The following is a 1,104-nucleotide window of genomic DNA, read 5'->3' as shown; positions in this document are numbered from 1 at the left end:
TGGCACCTTCAAGCGAGGCGCGTGCATCACCGTGCTAAGCAAAAGAAAGCGGCCTCCAGGCGGTCGGCCCCGGTGCGGGTCAGTAAGCCGGCTACCGGGCCGTCAAATCGCACCAGCCCCTGGTGCAGCACCACGACGCGGTCCGCATCCTCCACCTCGTCGACCAGGTGGGTGGCCCAGAGCACGGCAACCCCCGTGTCGGCTCGCAAGGCGTGCACGGCCTGCAACAGTTGCTGGCGTGAGGCCGGGTCGAGCCCCACCGTGGCTTCGTCCATGAGCAACACCTGGGGGCGGTGCAACATGGCCCGCACCAGTTCCACCTTGCGCCGGTTGCCGCCCGACAAGGCGCGCACCGGCTGTCCCGCCTGCTCCGTCAGCCCCACGGCCAGCAGCCCGGTCTGGATGCGCTGTTGCGCCAGCGCGCGCGGCAGGCCATGCAGGTCGGTGTGGAACAACAGGTTCGCGCGGACCGACAGGTCCAGGTCCAGCGCCATTTGTTGAAACACCACGCCCATCCCTGCCAGCGCCCGGGGGGCGTCACGGCGCAAGTCGTGGCCCAGCACCTGGATATAACCTTCGTCGGGCACGAACAAACCCGTCAGCAACTGCATGAGCGTGCTCTTGCCGGCGCCGTTGGGCCCCAGCAGCGCGACGAACTCGCCCGCGGCCAATTTCACATCCACGCCACGCAGCGCCGGTTTGCCGTTGTAGGACTTGACCAGGCCCTGGGCCTGCAATGCGGATTTCACCATGGGGTCGGTTCGGGTTCAAGACGCCGGCGGTGCCAGCAGTTTCATTCGCTGCAAGAGCCGACGCTCCGCTGCCTGTACCTGCAACAGGGCCATGCGGTAATCGGCCCGCCCGAGGTAGTCGGGGAGCTGGTCATAGCGGGCCAACTCGGCCAGGTGACGCGGGGTGAACATGGCCTGGCGGAAGGCGTCGTGCAACGCGTCCAGTATCTCATGCGGCGTCCCGGCGGGTGCCACCAGCCCCCAGGGCGAGTTGTAAACGGCCTGCTCGTGGCCCAGCTCGCGCAGGGTCGGTACCTGCGGCCAGCGCGGGTTGCGTTGCTCGCTGAACATGGCCAGCAGGCGCAGCTTGCCC

The 1,104-nt window shown here is 68.0% G+C and carries 2 protein-coding genes; both read right to left on the bottom strand.

The annotated features are described in order from the left end of the window. Positions 1-26: 26 nt before the first annotated feature. Positions 27-752: an ABC transporter ATP-binding protein gene (locus N2041_RS14335; RefSeq protein ID WP_297679258.1), complete on the bottom strand. Its 726-nt coding sequence runs from the start codon at positions 750-752 to the stop codon at positions 27-29. A gap of 15 nt (positions 753-767) precedes the next feature. Next, positions 768-1,104, bottom strand: a 337-nt coding sequence (locus tag N2041_RS14330; RefSeq protein ID WP_297679256.1) for a tripartite tricarboxylate transporter substrate-binding protein, incomplete at its 5' end; no start/stop codon positions are given.

It is taken from the genome of Tepidiforma sp. (genome assembly GCF_026419595.1).
Lineage (GTDB): Bacteria > Chloroflexota > Dehalococcoidia > Tepidiformales > Tepidiformaceae > Tepidiforma.
This window is presented reverse-complemented; position numbering and strand designations above follow the sequence as displayed.

What these genes read in the sequence shown, in the direction of transcription:
- N2041_RS14335 (WP_297679258.1), bottom strand. Translation starts at nt 752, where the DNA reads ATGGTGAAATCCGCATTGCAGGCCCAGGGCCTGGTCAAGTCCTACAAC.